This is a genomic window from Methanolobus chelungpuianus (genome assembly GCF_024500045.1).
In the GTDB taxonomy this organism is placed as follows: Archaea; Halobacteriota; Methanosarcinia; order Methanosarcinales; family Methanosarcinaceae; genus Methanolobus; species Methanolobus chelungpuianus.
This window is the reverse complement of record NZ_JTEO01000004.1, coordinates 270,900-288,431: the sequence shown is the minus strand read 5'-3', so window position 1 is coordinate 288,431 and position 17,532 is coordinate 270,900. Positions and strand designations below refer to the sequence as shown.

Below are 17,532 nucleotides of genomic sequence, written 5' to 3'. Positions count from 1 at the left end.
TTACTCACCCCTGTACTCCATGAAGCCGTCAAGCTGCCTCAGCACTCCCATGTGATGCTTGCGCGCCACGCGGGTCTCCCCGGTGCAGAGGGAACATATCGCAAGAGGAGGGTTATAGCGCAGTACCATATTGTCGCGCACTTCCGGACCCTCCGATATCAGCTCCGCAAGTTCGAATGCCCCTTTCCCTGTAAGCCCGTTGGATTCGATGATCATGCACTTGGGATTCACGTCAAGCACCCTCTCCCTGAATACCTCCCTCTCTGCCTGGGAGACCAGGTCGCCTTTGGTCATTACCACGATATCCGCTGTAGTCAGGAGAGGGCCTACTTTAAGGGGTGTGTTGGGCCCTGTTGTGACATCAATGACACAAATGGCCATGCACTCGTCGGGATAAGGTGCGCAGCGCAGGCAAAGCCCTGCAGTCTCATTGAGCACTATATCGGCATTGTTCGATGCACCCCAGTCCAGCATTGCATCTGTATTATAGATCGTGAAATGGTCAGGGCACATATCCTTTGCAAGGCCTACGTGCACAGGGATGCCAAGCTTGCCGAAGCGCTGGTCGTCATCCGTCCACAGGCAGTCGACCTTGACCACTGCCGGTCTTTTTCCGCTTTTTACCAGTGTCCTGATGGTGTGGAGCAGTACGGAGGTTTTACCTGAGCCCGGCGTACCTGCGAGTACCACCAGCTTCATGCAAGCTCCTCTACGATCTCTCCCCTGCGGATGGTCTCTCTCAGGGACATGAGCCAGTTATCCACCTGGGTGATCCTGCCGCACACATCCTGCTCCTCCCTGCTGGTGGTAATAATGTCTACCATTGCGCCGTTGCGGATAACTATCCTGCGGGATGCCATGAGTGCCAGGACAGGGTCATGTGTGACAACAACCACGATCTTGCCCTCGCCCGCAAGCAACTGGAGAGCTTCCTGCTTCTTGATACCGGCATTCTCGATCTCGTCTATGAGCACTACAGGGGAATCGCTTATCACCGCAATGTCTGCGGTCATCAGGGACCTTGACTGGCCCCCGCTGAGAACCGTCAGGTAGGTGTCAGGGGAGATGGGTTCTCCAGTGAGGGTGTTGGCGAGCTCTATCACCCTGTCCACAAGACCGGGGCCCTTGCCCCTGCTGCGCGCATGCATCTGCAGGAAGTCCGCAACTGTCATATCCGCCAGGAAGTGCATCTTCTGGGACAACTGGGCAACCAGCTTCTTGCGCGGGTCGACACGTGTAAGTGCATCAGGTTTCTTACCGTTGATCAGTATGGACCTGCCGGTAGGTGTATCACCCTGGGCGAGCTGTTCTATATCATCTATAAGTGTGCTCTTCCCGGAACCGGTAGGTCCCACTATGCCTATGATCTCACCCTTGCTTACTTCAAGGAACTTTACCGGTTCGGGGACTCCGTCCTTATCGACACCGCCAAGTATTGTTAAAGTCAGTTCTTCGCTCATATTCTCACACCAAACATACTCTGTACCGTAGTTATGATCGTTCTCTCCGCATTCGGGTCATTTGCCGATACCCTCACGGAAGGCTTCATCAATCTCACTGGAAGGTCCTGCATCAGTCTTTTCTGACCTCCTCCCGTGATATTCAGGACTATGCGGTCTTCCGGAAGCACGCTGCCTTTCCTGACAGCCTGCACAAGTGCTGCAACAGCCACGGCTGCAGCAGGATTTATATCGATATTCTCTTCCGCTTCAAAAAGGGACTGTGCGCCGGAAGCCTCATCATTGCTGATCGCATAGATCGTGCCGCGGGTAGCCTCAAGTGCATCCCTGACACCGCCCCTTGTCCCGTATGGGGGCTTTCTGTTGAACAGCACATCATCATACATTTCCCCGGGGCATGATGTCGATACCGCATCTTTCCCGTGCCAGAGAGAATACAGGGGTGCACAGGGAATGTTCTGGGCCAGGTGAAGACGCGGGAGCTTTGAGCCAAACCTTCCGTCCCCGATGAGCCTTATAGATGCTTCCCACGCCGATATGCCGCCTGTACCGCTTCCTACAGCCTGGAAGTAATGGTCCGGCAGTGAGCCTGCGGTGAGGACAGCATCAAGCATCACCGTGCCCATACCATCCCTTCTGGCTACGTTCCTGGCCCCGCCCTCATTCACGAAGCCGTCCATGGAAGCTATTCTGCCCGCAAGGGAAATGGCATCGAAGTAATCACCCTCCACTGTGGCAAGGCAGACTGCAGAGGTATCTTCATGTGTGGTCCATAGCCTGTGTGCACTCCCCTCCGGGACAACCAGCAACAGGGGCTGACCGGTTATGCTGCAGACATGGGAAAAGGCCCTCGCAGTATTGCCTGCGGATGCAACCACCATCACCCCTGTATCACCCAGTTCCCTAAGGCGCTGCATGGTAGGGAAGGACTCCAGATCCTTGAACGTACAGGTCATCATCCTGGCATCCTTTTCCGGCCAGTAACCGTTAAAGGCTATCCACAGGTCCTCAAGTCCCAATGCCGAGGCAAAAGCCGTGCTTTTGTAGGTTACAGTCCTTCCTGAGCCCTCTTCGATCATTCCCCGGACAGGCAGCCATTCCCTGTAACGCCATATTCCCGGCAGGTCGGCACAATTGAGGCGACTGGATGAATAAATGGTGCGCAATAATGCATCATCACCATTCCTGCAACTCAGCGAATATGGATCATGCCTTTCCCCGCAGTGTAAACAAGTCGCAGTATATTTTTCCATCAACCCAAGGTGGACAAAAATATCTTATAAGACTTTCCCTGATTCAAGCTAAATTTGCCTGAAAAGGCTAAAATAGCATTCACTATTCTGCCATATAGGACCACCAAGAACAGATCATGATCTTAAGTGTACCCCTCTGCATAAAGAGTGGAGAACAAAGGAGCAGTAAAATAAGAATTTGCCCCGGGACCGGTTCATTCCTTCCCCGTGTCATTCATGGTAAGATGATAGGCCTCCTTCCCTGCAACCTGCCCCATCCTGTAGAAATCCCGGACATCCGGACCGAAGGTATCAATCAGGTTGCTTATGCGATCAAAGCTCCCGGCGAGCTTCTTCTCACGGGACTCATCCTTACCGCTCTGCTGCATCTTCAAAAGACACTCACTCATCATCCCGTCGATCATGCCCTTGAAGTGCCATTGCGGCGCTTCCGTGGGAGTAATGCCGATAGAGTCCTGATACGCTTTCATGGCCTGCTCATTCTTCCTCAATCCCAGGAGGGCCATGATCTTACCGGACACTGATTCAAGATCATCCGGCTCATTTTCCAGCAACGCGTCAAAGGCGCCGACAGCTTCGTCGAACTTCCCCTGCTTGTTGAGCAGCATACCCCTGTACCTTTTGAGCCTGATGTCCTCCGGGAACTTTTTCTCCGCCTTTCCAAGAAGCTCGATTGCCTCATCATCCCTGTCCACCATGCTCAGGACCATCGTATTCAGCACAATCCTCTCCATTTCGTCCTCCACCTGCATCAGAAAGGCTTCCGCAAATCCTAAACCGCGTTCAGTCTGCCCGAGTGCATCATAAATGACAACGATCTGGAAAAGATTGTCCATGCTGGGATTACGGCTGAAATCCTGTTTGTGTCTATTTAGATCTTCCAGGAGTTTCTTTCCCGGATCCGTGCTGTTTGTCGTATTGTCCATATATGATATATTGGAAATTTCGCTTTAAAACCTTCCGAAGCTATCAAGGAAGCATCCGGAGAAGATACTTGTGAAGGGAGGGATGGCCGTCAAGCACTATATCAGCCTTTGAGAGCTTGTCCGCAGCAACATATGTAGGGATACCGACACAGAAAAGCCCTGCATTCTTAGCCGCTTCCACACCCATAGGAGCATTCTCTATAACTATGCATTCCTCCTTGCATACGCCAAGCATTTCAACTGCCTTGAGATAAGGGTCGGGAAAGGGCTTCCCTCTGGCCACATCATCGCCGCAGACCACTACATCGAAGATGCCCGGAAAGAACTCATCGAGCAATCTTGTGACAGTTACCCTCTCGGAGCCTGTTACAACTGCAAGATTGAAGCATGCCTTCAGTTTATCAAGGCAGTCGCCGGTCCCTTCAAAGGGCCTGATGCAGGCTATGCTTGAGAATATCTCTACCTTCCTTGCAAGTATAGGACCGTAGTGTTCGGGAGACAATTCCATGCCGGCTCTCTGGAAAAGCCACTGGAGACCCAGTACATGATTGGCCCCTTCTATCTCGTATATATCATCCCTGCAGACGTCCACACCCCATTCGCGGGAAACCTGTATCCAGGCATCTGCGTGCGAGTTCATGGAGTCCAGCAGTACGCCGTCCATGTCAAAGATAAGAGAGTTCAGCATGGGTGAAAAAAGGGAGATATGCACGATAAAGCTTGTGATATCCCCATTGACGGAAGTCAGGCCCCTGAGCTCATGTCTGATTCACGCTAATGATTTCGGAATTGCCATCGTACCATCTTACAGGCAGTTCGTAATCAAGGGTATCGCTGTATGACCCTGGCAGGAAGAAAGCTGTGCCCCTGTCCTGCAGCGATATTACGAATTCCGGATCGATAAGCTCTATGGCCTGGTGTATCTCAGCTGCCTCCGAAGACTTGCCAAGTCGATACAGGGCAAATTCCTTGTTATACATGGCCGAGATGGAAACAGGGTCCAGTTGCAGAACCCTGTCGTAACTTTCGATGGCACCTTCGGTATCTCCTCTTACATTCTGAACGAAACCTTTATTGTACCATGCCGTAGTGCAGTCAGGATCCAGTTCCAGCGCCTTGTTGTAATAGTAGACCGCCCCTTTGGGACTGCTGAGCAGATATGCCAGCATGCCCCTGTGGTACCATGAGGACGGGTTGCTTGAGTCTATGGATATCGACCTGTCAAACACATCAGCCGCTTTTGCCGGCTCACCCATAAGGTAATATGCAAATCCCTTATGGTTCAATGCCCTGGTGTTCTCAGGTTCAAGTTCCAGTATGCGATCGTAGGTTTCGATTGCCATTGAATACTGGCCGGATCTCTCATAGGTAGCTCCCATGATGAAGAGCACTTCAATGTCTCCGGGCTCTGCTTCCAGTATACGCTCATAGTACCCTATAGCCTTCTCATACTTACCCAGCTTTGCTGAGGACATGCTCTGGTGCATAAGCATTGTCAGGTTGGCGGGATCATGCTCAAGGATGATGTCAAATGTGGCCATTGAGTCTGCATACATCTGCGCCTCATACTGAGCTAATCCCTTCTTATAGAGGATGTCCTTGTCCAGGGGATCTTCTGCAAGCATAGCATCGTAAGAGTCTATGGCGTAGGAGTAGAGCGACAGCCTCTCACTTACGTTTGCCCTATAATAGAGAGCCTCACGGTTATTGGGGTCCTGCTGCAGCACCCGGTCAAAATATTCCAGTGCTGTCCATTCATCCATGCTACCGTAATAGGATATACCTGTCCTTAGAAGTACATCGGGATCATTGGGTTGTGCGCGTAGAGCCTTCTCATGTAATGAGAGCGCTTCCTGATGCATCCCCAGGAGATCGAGAGAGGAGCCTCTTCCTGAGAGGGCTGCAGCCGAATTGCTGTTGAGCATGAGTGCCTTGTCGTAGCAGGCCATAGCATCTTCAGGCCTGTTCAGCCCGTTAAGGGCGTCACCTCTGCCTGCCCAAAGCTGATCAAGGCCTACAGGCATGCCAAGTATCTCGTAAGTGCTTCCTGCCTTCCTGGTAGCGGGTGCGGAAGTGAGCGGGTTGGCATTGTACAGGACAAAGGCATCGGGCAGTTGTACACTGTTGCCCATACCTCCGATCAGACTATTGTTTTTCGCTCCCGCAGCAGTTCCCAGAAGGATACTGGAATTACCGCTTTGCCCCTTCAATCCGGAATTGACCTTTTCCAGAGCATCGGGGTGGGAAGGCTGCAGCTGAAGCACCTGCTCGTAACACACAAGAGCCTCATCATATCTTCCGAGGCTTTCAAGGGAATTACCTTTCCTGAACCACGCATCGACGGACCCCGGTTCAAGTTCGAGGGCCCTGTCATAGTATTCCAGGGACTCATTATGCTTCCCAAGCCTGGACATGTCTGAAGCACTGGAATACCATGCTGCTGCGAAATACGGATCCTGCTCAAGAGCAGACGAGTATGCCTTAAGCGCCTGGCCGGTCTTACCTAAGCGGTCATAGTCCCGGCCCGTCTCGTACCATACCCTGGCGCTTGAGGGATCTATCTTGAGAGCCTGAGCATAACAGTTAATGGCTTTGTCATACTGTTGCATCTTGTCCAGTGCAACAGCTTTCTTATACCATACCACGGCAATACCCTTTTCCTGGGCCAGCACCTTGTCATAGGCATCAACAGCCTCCTTATGCCTTCCAAGCCTGTCATAGGCCAGACCCTTATTGTACCAGATACCTGCGGTATCCGAGGTGAAGGCGGGATTTTCATCATAGGCTGGCATTGATTCAACGGCAGAGGCAAACATGTCAGACACTTGAGCCTGCTGGCCTGCAACAGAATTTACGCGCTCGCTCCTGAGCTGAAGAGCCGTGTCGTAAGCCAGGATGGCCTCATCATACATGCCCAGGGAATCCAGCAGGAAACCTTTCTTTGACCAGATCGCCTTATTGCCAGGATCATACACAAGGATCTGCTCATAGGCCCTCAAGGCATATTCATAGTTACCCTGTGCCTCATAATTGCGTCCTATGCCATACCACGCCTCGGTACTGGAGGGATCGATAAGGAGCAAACGATCGTAATCTTCTATTGCTGATCCTGCATCACCCAGTTTTTCCCAGGCTTTTGCCCTGCTCAGAAGGGCACTGCTGTGAAAGGGATCGACCTCAACCACCTGGCTGTAGCAGCTGATGGCACCCTCATGATCACCCATTGCGTCCAGTGCAAGGCCCTTCTGGTACCATACTGCAGCATTATAAGGTTCCATCAGGAGAACACTGTCCAGGGACTGGACAGCCTTATCATATTCCCCTGATTCATAGGACCTGACAGCCTTCCTGAATAGGGAGTCTGCAAAGCCCGAAGTGACGCCCGTTGCATTCTCATAGCATTCCAGAGCCTCTTCATACCTTCCCAGTTTCTCAAGCGCCTTACCCTTCTGGTAAAGGATGCTGGCAGCCCTTGGATCAAAGGACGCAATCAGGGAATTATCCTGAGAGCCGGCCAGGGAACTGGTGTCACTGCCTGAAAGAACAACGCTTCCGATATCAAATCCATTGTCATAGTCCGAACCGCCTTTTGTAAGCATCTTCAGGGACATGTCGTAAGAACTCACAGCACCTTCATAGTCCCCTGTCGCGTAGAGGATGAGCCCTTTCTTGAAATGGGCAGCCGGAGAGCCGGGATACCTGTTCAGCAGAACCTCGTTTGCTTCATAGGCTTCCTTGTATTGCCCGGAAAGGAACAAAGCCGAGACTTTATTGTCCAGAGTTCCCGCATCGGAAGGATTCAGAGCAAGGGATAGGTCATAATACTGAAGGGCCAGGTCATAAGTACCGTTCTTCGTGAGAGCAACAGCGTTTGAATTCAGATCCTTTGCCTCATTGCCGGTACTGGCTGCCAGAGAGCAAAAAAGAGATGTTGCAATAAGCATCAATGTCAAGGAAAGCACATATCTTCTCGTTTTCATGGGAATCCTTTAGCGTGATGTGGTTACTCGAGGATAGATTTTAAGATATATACATATAACGAATATTATTTAATTAACTTTGTTACTTAACATCATGAGCATATGCTCAGTATTTCCGCATTGCTGCGCTCCCAAAATTAAACTTATGACATCATGGGGAAAACGCTGCAATGTCCCGGACTTCCTCACATTGGTCCCGTGCGCATAAGTAAAATAGTAAGTAGTGACATTATAAAATAGGGGAGGGAACCAATAGTGTTGTTCAGGAACAGGACAGATGCAGGCAAAAAGCTTGCAGAGAGGCTTTCCGGGTATTCAGGAGGCAAGGACCTGCTCGTACTTGCATTACCAAGAGGAGGAGTGCCTGTGGCTTTTGAGGTTGCCAGGGAACTGCGGGCGGAACTTGATGTGTTCATTGTGAGAAAGCTGGGAGTGCCTGGCCATGAGGAGCTTGCCATGGGCGCTATTGCCAGCGGGGGTATACGCGTGCTTAATATGGATGTGGTCAGGTCGCTGGGGATAACAGACAATACAATTGCTGCCGTCGCAGCTGCGGAGCAGGTTGAACTGGAACGAAGGGAACAGTTATACCGCAAAGGACGTCCCGAGCCGAATCTGGCTGGCAGGACGGTCATCCTGATAGACGACGGGCTTGCCACGGGTGCTACCATGAATGCTGCAGTAAAGGCTGTCATGTCACAGAAACCTGCGCATCTGACCGTTGCAGTGCCCACCGCAGCAAAGGACACCTGCGAAGAGTTTGCAGCCGAGGTTGACGAGGCAATATGCCTGACAACGCCTGAACCTTTTTACGGGGTTGGTGCCTGGTACTCGGATTTTACCCAGACCAGTGACAAGGAAGTTTGCGAATTACTTGAAAAGGCAGCAAGGAACAGGCAGGAGGGAAAAGGATGAGCGTGGTTGACGAGCCTGTAAGCATCCCTCTGGACTCCATCCGGATGGAAGGGAACCTGAGCATACCGGATAATGCCACCGGGATCGTAGTGTTCGCACATGGAAGCGGGAGCAGCAGGCTTAGCCCCCGGAACAGGTTCGTTGCGCAGCAGCTGCAGGGAGAAGGGCTTGCAACATTGCTCTTTGACCTGCTTACTCCGGAAGAGGAAAGGATAGATGCAATCACAGCCCAGCTTCGCTTTGATATCGAACTGCTTGCGATCCGCCTTGTTGCAGCTACCGACTGGCTGCTGCAGCGTCCGGACACGAATCATCTGGACATCGGTTACTTCGGGGCTAGTACAGGCGCTGCTGCGGCCCTTACAGCCGCTGCCCTCAGGCCGGACAATATAAAAGCCGTGGTATCCAGGGGAGGAAGGCCGGACCTTACAAAAGAGCCTCTGGAAAATGTCAAGTCCCCTACACTGCTTATCGTGGGGGGCAGGGACACGCCGGTGATAGGTATGAACGAGTGGGCCCTGGACCGGCTGAGAGCAGAGAAGGAACTGAGGATAGTTCCCGGCGCAACCCACCTGTTCGAAGAGCCTGGCAAACTGGAAGAAGTAGCTGCACTGGCAGGGGAATGGTTCACGGCCCATCTGGGTTCACAGCAGTAAAAATAAACTTCAGAAAGAGCTGATCAGGAGCCCCGTAATAAGACTACCGGACAGGAGCTGATGACAGGCCCTTCCGGGAATCACTTCCCTGGCTGCCGCAGGCTTTACAGGTGATTTTTTAAAGCACGTAGTGTAACTAGCAGCGTCACGGCAGAAAATTATAATACCATGCTGACTGTTGCTTTGGGTTATAGCATCAACAGACATTAGTATTTACTAGCAATGCTCACTATTATAACGAAAATCCAGAGAAATACCACCCATGTCCAAACAATCAAGAGATATAGCAGTCAGGCACCTGAACAAAGGGGTGTCCCTCATCGAGAAAGGGCTGTATGCGGACGCGCTTCATGCCCTGGAGCTGGCAGAGATCAGTGCAGAGGATTCAGACTCACCCGACATCCGTGCCAGTGTGTTGCAGACACACGCCGACCTTTTGCTTTCTGAAGGCCGGGAGGAGGAGGCCTTTGAGAGGTACAGGGCCGCTGCTGAAATCAGCAACGAGCTTTCGGCCAGGGGTCATGTGGACAACGAGCTGAGGGCGGGTATTTACAGCAATCTGGCCGGTATCCTTGAAAAGCGAGGATCAAGGGAAGAAGCAAGGAAAAGTTATGATATATCAGTACAAGCTTATGATAAACTTCTGGGAAGTGACACTAACAATATGACTTACAGGTCAAATGCTGCGTCAACATTGAATAACCTTGGCGCCCTGCTTGCAGAAGAGGGTGAAGAGGAGGCAGCGCAGAAAAGTTTTGAGAAGGCTCTCCGCATACTGAGGGAGAGCCCGGAGGATGCTGCCAGGGCCGCAACCCTGCAATTAAAGATGGCAACCATCCTTGAGAATCTACTCAGCCTCGAGAGCAGCAGTTCTCCGGGAGGCATCTCTGAGGAGAAGTACAGGCAGCTGGTAGACACATACCGCGGGATCGTCCGGATGGACCCGACAACGCTTTACCAGGAGAGGCTGACCTTTGCCCTGGCAGGCTATGCAGACACGCTCGCTGCTTCCGGCAAGACTGAAGATGCCGAGGCACTTTACAGTGAGGCACATGAGATACAGCAGCGCCTTGCTGAAGAAAAGACGGAAGATACCGATGGCACCGGAGACATCCCTTCCGGGGGCACTATCCCCGTACTTGGTGCCGGATCGGCACCTGAGCCAGGGGACATAAAAGAAAGGCTCATCAGTAAGCTTCTCTCCCTTCAGCAGGCACTTGAAGAGTATCCGGACGACCTGGAATATCGCTCCAGGACCATATCTGCTCTCAGGGAGCTCAACGAGATGACGGATGAGGAAGAAGAGCCCGGGGAAAAACTCCGTATCCATGAATTCATACTTACCACCTGCGAGATCCTGCAAAAGGCCGATCCTTCCAACATGTCATATCAGGTGAACCTTGCCTTTGCACTCGATATCCGCGGGAAGATCCTTGAAGGGACCGGCGAGGCAACCGCAGCCATGCAGGACTTTATCAGGGCTTCCGATATCGCGCTGGAGGCACTCCGGGAAGACGCATCCGATGAGATATTCCTGTCCGGCGCCAGGTCCATTATCGATGACCTGCGCAATCTCGCAGGCAGTCATGGGAATACGGCAGAGAGGGTGCGGGCCTATCAGACCGTGATCGGCAAGCTTGATGATCTTGCTGCCATCATGCCGGATGATGCTGATACAAAGAAGGATATCGCAGGCCTGCTGGATGAAACAGGGAAACTGATGTCGGACATAGGCATGCAGGCACAGGCTGCCGAATATTTCGAAAGGGCCGCCTCAATGTACGGCCTTTTGAAGTCCGGTGATGAGGGTGAGCGGGAGTATGCCGGTAAGCAGGCATCTGCTCTTGAAGCAGCCGGGGACATCATTCTCAGCATGAAGGAGCAGCACAGGGCACTTGATATCTATTTCAGGTTGTGTGAGCTGGAACCGTCAGTAAAGGCTCACAGGGAAAAAGTGGACAGCATCCTTCTGCACCTGGAGAGGGAGCCACTCAACGCAGGCAACAGGGAATCACTGATCCGTGATTATGGAAAGATACTTGCAATGCGTGAGAGACTGGTAGCCTTAGAGCCTGATAACCTGCGGTACTTCCAGAACACGAGAGACCTCAGGGAAGAGATCGCAAGCCTGCTGATAGAGGAGGGGCGTCTTGCTGAAGGACTGGATATCTACCTCAGACTGCTTTCCGGGGAAGGCAAGACATCGCAGTACCGCCTGAAAGTCGTCCGCATGCTGGATAACCTGAAAGAGGTCATACCGGGGATAGAGGATTTCGAGCAGAAGATCAAAGGTTATGACACGATGCTCAGGATGTACGAGAAACTTGCCGGGATGGACCCCGGGAATGCATTCATCGGCAAGGATAGTGCAACCATACTGGAGAGGATGGCAGAGCTGCTTGATAAGAATGAATATATGGAAGAAGCGAAGAACTATTATGAGACTGCACTGTCCTCCTACGAGGAACTGGCCTCACACGATCCCTCGGATCTGCACTACATGGAAAAGACGGCATCCCTCAGGCGCAGACTGGCGGCCTTGCTGACGGACATGGGACAGACTGAAGAGGCAAAGGCCCTGTTCGAGGCATCCTTCATGCAATATCAGGATATGCTTGAGGAAGACAGGCATAATACGGAATACCAGCAGAGTGCAGCATATATACTCAACAACCTTGGATACTTCCTGCTGGAGGAAGGAGAGTTAGAGAGGGCGAAACTCCTTTATGAGAACGCACTTAAGAGGTATGCTATCATACTGGAGGACGAACCGGAAAACCAGTCCTATAAGGAGAGCGCAGCGTGCACGCTTAACAATCTCGGCTACATACTTGAGAACATGGGGAAAGAAAACGATGCTCACTGGATGTATGAAAAAGCAAGGGAACTGAGTGGTAATTGACATTTACCACCCAATACCTTTGACGGAGGAACGATCAAATAGCAATTCCGGATCGTAATTCTAAGTCTAGTTCTGACAATAACCCCGATACATCCCGGAAGCACCGGAATGTATCCCTGTTCGCCCATACTCATGCTCCCTTTGACCACACACTCCCGTTCCCCACCCTCTTCTGAATCCCCGGTCTCCCCATGAATTCCCACTGAACCGCTCATACTCCACTTACTGTGTACCACTGCAACGGGATAAGGGCAAAGTTTACGTTTTTGGGGGATGGAAATTTGCCCTTGTTCCGTTTGCAGTTACATTCGTTTTTCCGTTTTTATGCCGGTATTCCGGCTGAGTTGCATACCGTACCTATACTTTTGGTCACTGCAGTTGCCTGCATTACAGGTGTTGTACCTGCATATTCTAGTAATTGATTTTACTATATAAATATATCTATAGTTTAATATATAATGAGTATCATCATTATGATATAATGCTTTTTAACAGTCCCGGTATGATGCAGCAGCACAATGAAGGATATCACAAAGAAAAAGAATCACTCTCATGAGTACTTGATTCCGTTTAAATAAAAAGCTTCATCAGGCATTGGACTACATTACAGGACACTTGGCACCCTTGGACCGGATGCAATGCTGGACGGCCCAGGCACAGCCAGGCACTTGAGATCTGTAATGAGAGATATGGGTTCAGGGAAATAGTGATGCATTTTGGCAGCACCCTCTTCGGCATACTGCCGGACCGGGGGCCGGTTCATGGTCAGCCTTGAAGTCACACCCGTGATAGCCTGAAAAGATCGCCTGTGCCTGTTCGGGAAATCTACGGGAACAGAAGTGAAACTGGAACTGATAAGGCAGGAGATATTTGACAGCGGACACCTGGCATGTGCTTTACAGGCTGACCGGAAGATGATCTTCAAAGAAGGCCTGCGTGACTGAACATGTAAGCAAATATGCCACCAATCGTAACTGTTTCCACCATATTGTGGCTGCTTGGAAGAGGGCTTGTAGACATATATATAACAAAGCTTACCAGTACGCCAAGAGCAATCGCATAAATAACCATATCTTCTGTTTTCATTTTAAGACCTGCCTGATCTTTCCTGCGCAACGACCGGATGCTATAAAATCCTGACCATCGGGTACTCAGGCAAGGAGTGTTATTGTAGACTTTTATCACACAGTCTTTATACTAATAAATCAATCATATAGCAACATACGATAGAGGTTTACCGGGATGAGGGGATGGATTCTTTACAAGTACGCCCAGAACGAACTGTGGCCTGATGCCTATGAGATTCACCGCCTGATAGAGACGGCTCAAAAAAGGAATATAGAGATACAGGTGGTCAGACCTGAGCAGATAGACCTCATTGTGACCAGGGAGGACAGAAAGAGCATACTTCTTGACGGCAAGATCGTATCACTGCCGGATTTCCTTCTTCCGCGCACCGGAGCGGGAACGACTTATTTTGGAATGGCTGTCATCAGGCACCTCGAAAAGCTTGGTGTCCACACGTTCAACTCGGCACACAGCATAGACACTGTCAAGGACAAGCTTTACTCACAACAGATACTTGCCGAGAACAACATCCCCGTACCCAGGACCATGCTGGCTAAGTATCCGGTGAACGTAGACCTGGTGGACAGATACCTGGGTTTCCCCCTTGTGATCAAGACCATATCGGGCTCCCGTGGAAAGGGTGTGTATCTGTCTGAGAACAAGGCAAGCTTCGATGACCTGATGACCCTGATACATTCCACCGACCAGAAACTCAACATAATACTGCAGGAGTTCATACGGACAAGCAAAGGCAGGGACCTCAGGGTCTTTGTCCTTGGAGGCAGGCCCATAGCCTGTATAGAAAGAACCTCCAGGAACGGCAACTTCAAGGCAAATTTCTCTACCGGCGGGCAAGTGAAAGAATACCCGATGACACCTGAGATAGAATGGCTTGCCACCGAGACCGCACGCATCTTCGGACTGGATATCGCCGGTATCGACCTTCTCTTTGACGGCAATCACTTCAAGGTATGCGAGGCTAATTCCTCACCCGGCTTCCACGGTATAGAGAGTTGCTGTGATATAGACATAGCTGACGAGATATACAATTTTATCAAGATCAGGCTTGGTATGTTCGATGACTGAGCCTTTCTGAAAGAAGGCAACTAAAAAATGGAAGTACTTCCATAAGGTGTTCCTGCGTGCTTAAAGGAAGTGGTCCGATACATGGTACCCACAGCCCGGACAGAAATAAAGCAGATTCATACCAAGCATCTGCTTCTTAAGAGTTCCCTTGCACCTGGAACAAGATTTACGCTCTTGTTTTTCCATATACCCACCTTATGCAAATACCATCAACGGATCCAGTCTGGCTGTCCCTTTCCGGGTCCAATATCCACAAATCTCACAATGCTGTATGTTTTGACTCCCTTCGTGCAGGCGTGCCTTACACTGAGGACACTCTTTTAGCTGTTTCAATTATTCACCCCACTCTTGCAGAATATATCGTTCCCACCCATAATAATAGACTGATTCGGGTGCCCCTGGAACTCATCCTGACATTAACATATAACAGCTCGTTTTTATTTAAGATAAACCCTATTGAATTTAAAGAGCCTTTCTTAAATAATAAGGCGTCTAATATTCCGATGGCATTTTAAACATACAGAGTCAGAAAGCTAACGAGTCAGGAAGTGAGTGGATGATCCGGCAATTCAGGTCGAAAACACCTTTAATTGCCCATACAGCCTTCATTGCTGAATCTGCGGAGATAATCGGAGACGTGCAGATAGGAGACTTCTCCAGCGTGTGGTTCAATGCAGTGGTCAGAGGCGATATGGGAAGCATAATCATAGGCAAGGCGACAAGTATCCAGGACAGCGTGGTAATCCATACTGACCCTTCCCTGCAAGTGGAGATAAAGGATAATGTGACAATAGGTCACGGGGCAGTCCTGCATGGGTGCAGTATAGGTAACAATGTCCTGGTAGGAATGAACGCTACAGTACTGAATGGTGCTGTCATAGGGGATCATTCCATCATCGGCGCCAACGCAGTAGTATCCCCTGGAAAAGTGTTCCCTGAAGGGAGCGTCATCCTTGGCATTCCCGGAAAGCTCAACAGGCAGGTAACGGAAAGGGAGAAAGAACATATCCAAGAGAATGCTGCCTCGTATGTGGAGCTTTCACAAAGTTATAAGAGGATGTCGCAGGAATGACAGGGATCCTGCATTCCAGACATCACCCTGATACGTTTAAACAGCAGGTTCGTGCCTGCCTATACCTTTCTTCCATATACGAACATCATTCCTAGTACCAGCACCACTGGCAGAAGCACTGTCGGGAACTCCGGTATCTCTGAGACCGGGTCTTCCGTTGACCTTACACCGAAGTAGTAGAGATCCTCCTCGTCACTGCATGTACGGGAGAGGCTCTCATTGAATGCAATGACTTTCCCCTTGCTGGAGAACTGGCCCTCCTGAACGCTGACCGGGCTTCCAAAACTAATGCTTTCCCCGACACCGAGAGACTTGTATTCCCCGATATCTCCAAACACCGTATCTGTGATAACTACACCATCAAGTGCTGTTGTGCCTGTATTGGTAACAAGGTATTCAACAGTCACCTGCGAGTTGGAAGCAAATTCATTTCCGGGGTAACTTCCCGCATTCTGGCCGTTGAGAAGGATCACCAGGTCTACACCTGTAATTGCAAAGGTACCGTTCTCTGATGTATTGTCTTTTGACATATCTTCCGTATCATTCAGGTAAACGGATGACACATAGCTGCGGCCCTTGTGCAGCCACCAGCCGGGCTTTTCATCCGCCGTATCTTCCGTGCCGGAGGAGCTGTTGTCAGGAACGGACCGTAACGCTGCAGGAGAGGTAATGTTGTCAGTGATCTCCACTGGAGTGTATTCACGCTGAAGGTTTGAACCTACAATTGCAATAAACAATACTGCAAAGAACAGTAAGAGCAAATAACCGTTTTTCATATTATCCCCGAAGTAGCTGGCTTATTTCCTTCTGCCAGCAATCTATTATAAAGCAAATCTTATATAATTGGGTATCGCATGCATTGTACCCCTCGAAGTGCACCACGGTACCTTTGATAAGTAAGAATATTACCTTAAAGTATATAGACTTTTATCAGGATTAATTATTGGGGGTAAGAGTGACAAACATGAAAGTACGTAACTCTCTACAAAGAATACAGGAGGTACACTGAATATGGGACTCAAGAAAATGGCTGTCATGGCTCTGGCTTCAACGGTCGTAGCTACCTTGTTCAAGAGGAAGAGAAAGTAACTGAACGATTCCCCGTCTTTGGTATCAGTACCTGGGAGGTCCTTTTGCATCTCATTGTGAAAGACGGCATTGCCTGATGGCAGTCATGAATCAAATTTGGAGGATATATGGCAGAGCTCACAGCATTCGATCTGTCCGTGATCGTTTCAGGAACGATATTCGCAGGGCTGATGCTGTGGGTGTGGGGCAAAAGGGGCATCACATTGCGTAAAAAAGGTCAGATCACCGTGTTTCTGCTTACGGGACTGGCAGGAGTTATATATGCTTCCTTTGCTTTCGCGCTGATATCGATGGACAATGCATCCTATTACAGTGAAGGGCGTAATCTGCAAAAAATGGATTACAACCAGGTGATGGCCAATGCCAGACAGGCAGGTTATGTAGTTGATGGTCCCAACTTCATCGATTCGGAACTGCATGATGCCGAAGGCGTCTGGTCCCCTGATGTCTCACAGGTCAGGTCATACCTGGGAAACAATTTCTGGGTCCGCTCCATGAACTATTATTTTTCAGAAGGCGTGTTCATGGAGCTGCGATTTGAGAACGGCACAACCCAGCTCACTTTTTATGATGAGGCCCGTCAGGATACAGAGCTTGAAGGCACCGGGACGGATCACATGCCTGACGACGGGACAATAAGAGCCCGCCTCAGAGCCGTTTTCAGGATCAGTGATGCAGAGGCACAGACCCATGTTCTCCGGCTAAAGGGCAGTATTGGGAATGAGAGCAGTTATACAGAGGTAATTACCAAGGAACCGGATTTTAACTCGGCCTATGACGATATGAAAACCATAAGCGACAGGTTCGCCTTTACGGCGACCACAGGAACGGGTCTGACAAGACAGATATTCTACCAGGATAACAGGCCTGTAGGGAGCATCACGTATGTTGTCCAGAACTCAAGGATAATCCATCGTGAGAATGGAAACGACTATATTGTCCGGATCGACCCCAAGGGAGGAGTAAACCTCGAGGTCAGGCTTTCAATAGGAACAGAGATCCCTGAGGAGGATTACAGGAACACTTTCAGGAAAATGTTTTCGGACCTGGGATTGGACCCTGAGGAGGTGGCTGATTTTGAGTTTGAATATGCCTCACTTATCTGGTGACAGAGAAAAGGAGCAT

Annotated in this window: 13 protein-coding genes; 6 read left to right on the top strand and 7 right to left on the bottom strand. The window is 50.4% G+C overall.

The window, feature by feature from the left end; translation table 11 throughout:
• From PV02_RS05905 to PV02_RS05880, 6 genes are all read right to left on the bottom strand, one after another.
• Window positions 1-699 carry a GTP-binding protein gene (locus PV02_RS05905; RefSeq protein WP_256622454.1) on the bottom strand — a complete coding sequence of 233 codons (699 nt, stop codon included), beginning with the start codon at window positions 697-699 and terminating at the stop codon, window positions 1-3.
• Complete coding sequence (locus PV02_RS05900; protein ID WP_256622453.1) at window positions 696-1,460, bottom strand: ATP-binding cassette domain-containing protein; 765 nt, start codon at window positions 1,458-1,460, stop codon at window positions 696-698. Before PV02_RS05900 ends, PV02_RS05905 begins: the two co-directional genes overlap by 4 nt.
• Window positions 1,457-2,713, bottom strand: a complete 1,257-nt coding sequence (locus PV02_RS05895) for a cysteate synthase (protein ID WP_256622452.1) — start codon at window positions 2,711-2,713, stop codon at window positions 1,457-1,459. The genes PV02_RS05900 and PV02_RS05895 overlap by 4 nt, the downstream gene beginning before the upstream one ends.
• Window positions 2,714-2,907: 194 nt before the next feature.
• The gene (locus PV02_RS05890) at window positions 2,908-3,639 is read right to left on the bottom strand and encodes a tetratricopeptide repeat protein (RefSeq protein ID WP_256622451.1); all 732 of its coding nucleotides are present in this window, start codon (window positions 3,637-3,639) and stop codon (window positions 2,908-2,910) included.
• Window positions 3,640-3,682: 43 nt separating this feature from the next.
• Window positions 3,683-4,327 carry an HAD family hydrolase gene (locus PV02_RS05885; protein ID WP_256622450.1) on the bottom strand — a complete coding sequence of 215 codons (645 nt, stop codon included), beginning with the start codon at window positions 4,325-4,327 and terminating at the stop codon, window positions 3,683-3,685.
• Between the two features lie 70 nt (window positions 4,328-4,397).
• Complete coding sequence (locus PV02_RS05880) at window positions 4,398-7,619, bottom strand: tetratricopeptide repeat protein (RefSeq protein ID WP_256622449.1); 3,222 nt, start codon at window positions 7,617-7,619, stop codon at window positions 4,398-4,400.
• A 255-nt stretch (window positions 7,620-7,874) separates the two neighbouring features.
• On the opposite strand from PV02_RS05880, the gene PV02_RS05875 reads away from it, so the two are divergent.
• The 5 genes from PV02_RS05875 (at window position 7,875) to PV02_RS05855 (ending at window position 15,318) form a co-directional block, all read left to right on the top strand.
• The gene (locus PV02_RS05875) at window positions 7,875-8,534 is read left to right on the top strand and encodes a phosphoribosyltransferase (protein ID WP_342765630.1); all 660 of its coding nucleotides are present in this window, start codon (window positions 7,875-7,877) and stop codon (window positions 8,532-8,534) included.
• Entirely contained in the window at window positions 8,531-9,190 is a 660-nt protein-coding gene (locus tag PV02_RS05870) for a dienelactone hydrolase family protein (protein WP_256622448.1), read from the top strand. The genes PV02_RS05875 and PV02_RS05870 overlap by 4 nt, the downstream gene beginning before the upstream one ends.
• 262 nt (window positions 9,191-9,452) lie before the next feature.
• Complete coding sequence (locus tag PV02_RS05865) at window positions 9,453-12,092, top strand: tetratricopeptide repeat protein (RefSeq protein WP_256622447.1); 2,640 nt, start codon at window positions 9,453-9,455, stop codon at window positions 12,090-12,092.
• Between the two features lie 1,242 nt (window positions 12,093-13,334).
• Entirely contained in the window at window positions 13,335-14,246 is a 912-nt protein-coding gene (locus PV02_RS05860) for an ATP-grasp domain-containing protein (protein WP_256622446.1), read from the top strand.
• Window positions 14,247-14,802: 556 nt separating this feature from the next.
• Window positions 14,803-15,318 (top strand): gamma carbonic anhydrase family protein, encoded by a 516-nt coding sequence (locus PV02_RS05855; protein ID WP_256622445.1) that lies wholly within the window; start codon window positions 14,803-14,805, stop codon window positions 15,316-15,318.
• A gap of 59 nt (window positions 15,319-15,377) precedes the next feature.
• Here the strand turns inward: PV02_RS05855 and PV02_RS05850 are convergent, their stop codons facing one another.
• The gene (locus PV02_RS05850; protein WP_256622444.1) at window positions 15,378-16,094 is read right to left on the bottom strand and encodes a PEF-CTERM sorting domain-containing protein; all 717 of its coding nucleotides are present in this window, start codon (window positions 16,092-16,094) and stop codon (window positions 15,378-15,380) included.
• A gap of 420 nt (window positions 16,095-16,514) precedes the next feature.
• Between PV02_RS05850 and PV02_RS05845 the strand changes: the two genes are divergently transcribed.
• On the top strand, window positions 16,515-17,516 hold the full coding sequence (locus tag PV02_RS05845; RefSeq protein ID WP_256622443.1) for a hypothetical protein: 1,002 nt from the start codon (window positions 16,515-16,517) through the stop codon (window positions 17,514-17,516).
• Window positions 17,517-17,532: the final 16 nt, after the last annotated feature.

Bases quoted from the DNA above. Each gene is read 5' to 3' on its own strand.
- PV02_RS05905 (WP_256622454.1), bottom strand. From the start codon at position 699: ATGAAGCTGGTGGTACTCGCAGGTACGCCGGGCTCAGGTAAAACCTCC.
- PV02_RS05900 (WP_256622453.1), bottom strand. From the start codon at position 1,460: ATGAGCGAAGAACTGACTTTAACAATACTTGGCGGTGTCGATAAGGAC.
- PV02_RS05895 (WP_256622452.1), bottom strand. From the start codon at position 2,713: ATGGAAAAATATACTGCGACTTGTTTACACTGCGGGGAAAGGCATGAT.
- PV02_RS05890 (WP_256622451.1), bottom strand. From the start codon at position 3,639: ATGGACAATACGACAAACAGCACGGATCCGGGAAAGAAACTCCTGGAA.
- PV02_RS05885 (WP_256622450.1), bottom strand. From the start codon at position 4,327: ATGCTGAACTCTCTTATCTTTGACATGGACGGCGTACTGCTGGACTCC.
- PV02_RS05880 (WP_256622449.1), bottom strand. From the start codon at position 7,619: ATGAAAACGAGAAGATATGTGCTTTCCTTGACATTGATGCTTATTGCA.
- PV02_RS05870 (WP_256622448.1), top strand. From the start codon at position 8,531: ATGAGCGTGGTTGACGAGCCTGTAAGCATCCCTCTGGACTCCATCCGG.
- PV02_RS05865 (WP_256622447.1), top strand. From the start codon at position 9,453: ATGTCCAAACAATCAAGAGATATAGCAGTCAGGCACCTGAACAAAGGG.
- PV02_RS05860 (WP_256622446.1), top strand. From the start codon at position 13,335: ATGAGGGGATGGATTCTTTACAAGTACGCCCAGAACGAACTGTGGCCT.
- PV02_RS05855 (WP_256622445.1), top strand. From the start codon at position 14,803: ATGATCCGGCAATTCAGGTCGAAAACACCTTTAATTGCCCATACAGCC.
- PV02_RS05850 (WP_256622444.1), bottom strand. From the start codon at position 16,094: ATGAAAAACGGTTATTTGCTCTTACTGTTCTTTGCAGTATTGTTTATT.
- PV02_RS05845 (WP_256622443.1), top strand. From the start codon at position 16,515: ATGGCAGAGCTCACAGCATTCGATCTGTCCGTGATCGTTTCAGGAACG.